The sequence below is a fragment of the Actinocrinis sp. genome (assembly GCF_035938995.1).
In the GTDB taxonomy this organism is placed as follows: domain Bacteria; phylum Actinomycetota; class Actinomycetes; order Streptomycetales; family Catenulisporaceae; genus DASZGI01.
In genome coordinates this window covers 1-2,771 of sequence record NZ_DASZGI010000263.1, presented here as the reverse complement: position 1 = coordinate 2,771, position 2,771 = coordinate 1, and the positions used below count along the sequence as shown (strand labels likewise).

Genomic DNA, 2,771 nt, shown 5'->3' with positions numbered 1-2,771 from the left:
CTGAACAGGATGCGCAGCATCGCGTTGGCGTCGGTGGCGGTGCCGACCGTGGAGCGGGGGTCGGCGCCCATCCGCTGCTGGTCGACGATGATCGCGGTCGTCAGCCCGTCGAGCACGTCGACCTCGGGCCGCGCCAGCGTCGGCATGAAGCCCTGCACGAAGGCGCTGTAGGTCTCGTTGATCAAGCGCTGCGACTCGGCCGCGATCGTGCTGAAGACCAGGGAGCTCTTACCCGAGCCGGACACGCCGGTGAACACGGTCAGCCGCCGCTTCGGCAGCTCGACGCTGACGTCCTTGAGGTTGTTCTCGCGCGCACCGTGGACGCGGATCAGGTCGTGGCTGTCGGCGACGTGCGACGCAGGCGACTGCGCCTCGGCCCTCGTGCCCTTGCTCATCGTTGCTTCTCCATGTGTGCGGCGGGTCGGTCGTCGCGGTCGGCTTCGGGGACAGGGGGCACCTGGCGCCGTCGGCGGCGTCGTGCGCAGCCCCCTCGTGGTGACGTCTGTGCGGTCGCGGATGTGACGGCTGGTCGGTCTGGATGGTTCAGCGCAGCTGACTGATGCGGATCAGGTTGCCTGCGGGATCGCGGACGGCGCAGTCGCGCACCCCGTACGGCTGCTCGGTCGGCTCCTCGACGACCTCGGCCCCGCTGGCCCGGAGTCGGGCGAACGTGCCGTCGAGGTCCTTGGTGGCCATGGTGATGATCGCGTAGGTGCCCTTGGCCATCATCTCGGCGATGATGCGCTTCTCGTCGTCGGTGATGCCGGGCGTGGCGGTCGGCGGGTACAGCACGATGGACGTGCCCGGCTGGTCGGGCGCGCCGACTGTGATCCAGTGCAGCCCGTTGTATCCGACGTCGTTGCGGACCTCGAAGCCGAGGGTGTCGCGGTAGAAGGCCAGCGACGCGTCCGGGTCGTTGTGCGGCAGGAAGGTGTTCTGGATGACGATGTCCATGTCGATCATGCTAGGTGCGGCTCGGTGAGCGCGCTTCTCGATTCCTGATCGGTCTGGTCACTTGCTTCGCGACGCACGAGGGCATCTCCGCCTTCGGCGGCGCCATCTGACGGCGGTAGGTGCTGGGCGGCACGCCGACCAGCTCGGTGAAGCGGGTGCTGAAGGTGCCCAGCGACGAACAGCCCACGGCGAAGCAGACTTCGGTGACGCTGAGGTCGCCGCGACGCAGCAGCGCCATCGCGCGCTCGATGCGCCGCGTCATCAGATACGCGTACGGCGACTCGCCGTAGGCGAGCCGGAACTCCCGGCTGAGGTGCCCGGCCGACATGTGCTCGCCCCGGGCGAGCGCCTCGACGTCGAGCGGCTGCGCGTATTCCCGGTCGATCCGGTCGCGGACGCGGCGGAGCCGGGCGAGGTCGAGCAGGTGCTGCTCCTCGGCGGGTCTGCTGGTCACCTGCGAAATCGTGCCACGTCGCGCCGTGATTGCCTAGCTGCCCTGAAGTTAGTTGCCTCGTTCGGCAGGTCCAGGGCTACCGGATGCCCGCGCGCCGCAGCCGCTGGCTGAGGTCCTGCGTCACCTCGTGCAGCAGCGTGCCGACCTGCTCCAGTTCGTCGTCGGACGCCTTGCCGGCCGGCATCGAGCAGCTCATCGCGTCGGTGGCCGGGATGCGGTACGGCACGACGGCGGCGGCGCAGGCCAGGCCCGGCGTGCCCTGCTCGCGCTCGGTCGCGTAGCCGCGCTCGCGGGTGGCGGCGAGCTCGGCGCGCAGCGTCTCCCGGTCGGTGATCGTGCTGTCGGTGAGCGCGGGCAGCGTCGCGGGGAGCAGTTCGGTCAGCTCGGTGTCCGAGAGCTCTGCCAGCAGCGCCTTGCCCAGCGAGGTCGCGTGCGCTGGGAGCGTGCGCCCGACCCGGGAGACCAGGTGCGCCGAGTGGCGGGACTCGCGCGTCTCCAGATAAACGATCTCGGCGCCGCACAGCCGCGCATAGTGCGCCGTGAGGCCGGTCTGCTCACGGACTCGCTCGAGCGCGTCCGTCGCGTATGGCATCACCGGGTCGCGGTCCAGGTACGCAGTGCCGCAGATGAGCGCCCGGACGCCGAGCCGGAACCGGGTACCCGCCTCGTCGGCCTCGATCCAGCCCAGGTCGCGCAGGGTGCGCAGCAGTCCGTGCAGGCTGGAGCGGGGAAAGCCGGTCGAGGCGTGCAGGTCGGTCAGCGACGTCCAGGCGTGGTTGGAGCCGAACGCCTCCAGCAGTTCGATCGCCCGCCGGGCCGACTTCACGCCGGCCGTGGCGGAATCGCCGTCGCTGGCGGTCGTCTCTTCGTGAGCCGTGCGGAGTCGACTGGGGGCGGAGGACCGGGCCATGGCGCTCCTTCGGTCAGCGGCCCGCCAGCTGCCGCGTGACCAACCGGGAACCCGGCGCGCGTTGACAGGTCCGTGTCTCCAGACTACCGTCTGCGGCACTGTTCAGATATAAGGACTTATTCATAGACGTGAATTCATTCTGACTACCCAGCCTGAACGGCTGAACTACGGGGGCACGAGCTGGACCGGCCCCGGTGGCGGGCCGGGGTCGGCCCAGGCCGACGCAGATAACCGGTCGAACTCCCGCCATTCCGCCGGACGCTCATTCGCGTGCGCGCCGGCCGGGCACATGGGAATAGGCACAGGGGAATAGGCACAGGGGAATAGGCGGTGCGGCGGCCGGTCTTGTCACCGGGTATGAGAGCGATCGAATACACCGCGCGTGGCGGTCCTGAGGTCTTGACCCTGGTCGAGCGGCCGGTGCCGCAGCCCGGCGTGGGCGAGGTGCGCGTG

Annotated in this window: 3 protein-coding genes and 1 pseudogene; all 4 read right to left on the bottom strand. The window is 69.9% G+C overall.

Going from position 1 to position 2,771, the window contains the following annotated elements; translation table 11 throughout:
- Positions 1-395, bottom strand: a pseudogene (locus VGZ32_RS18425) (excinuclease ABC subunit UvrA); the annotation flags it as partial.
- Positions 396-543: 148 nt separating this feature from the next.
- On the bottom strand, positions 544-954 hold the full coding sequence (locus VGZ32_RS18420) for a VOC family protein (RefSeq protein WP_326887312.1): 411 nt from the start codon (positions 952-954) through the stop codon (positions 544-546).
- Positions 955-964: 10 nt separating this feature from the next.
- The gene (locus tag VGZ32_RS18415; protein ID WP_326887311.1) at positions 965-1,408 is read right to left on the bottom strand and encodes a helix-turn-helix transcriptional regulator; all 444 of its coding nucleotides are present in this window, start codon (positions 1,406-1,408) and stop codon (positions 965-967) included.
- A 76-nt stretch (positions 1,409-1,484) separates the two neighbouring features.
- Positions 1,485-2,318: an IclR family transcriptional regulator gene (locus VGZ32_RS18410; protein WP_326887310.1), complete on the bottom strand. Its 834-nt coding sequence runs from the start codon at positions 2,316-2,318 to the stop codon at positions 1,485-1,487.
- Between the last annotated feature and the right edge of the window lie 453 nt (positions 2,319-2,771).

Coding starts and splice junctions, on each gene's coding strand:
- VGZ32_RS18420 (WP_326887312.1), bottom strand. CDS start 954: ATGGACATCGTCATCCAGAACACCTTCCTGCCGCACAACGACCCGGAC.
- VGZ32_RS18410 (WP_326887310.1), bottom strand. CDS start 2,318: ATGGCCCGGTCCTCCGCCCCCAGTCGACTCCGCACGGCTCACGAAGAG.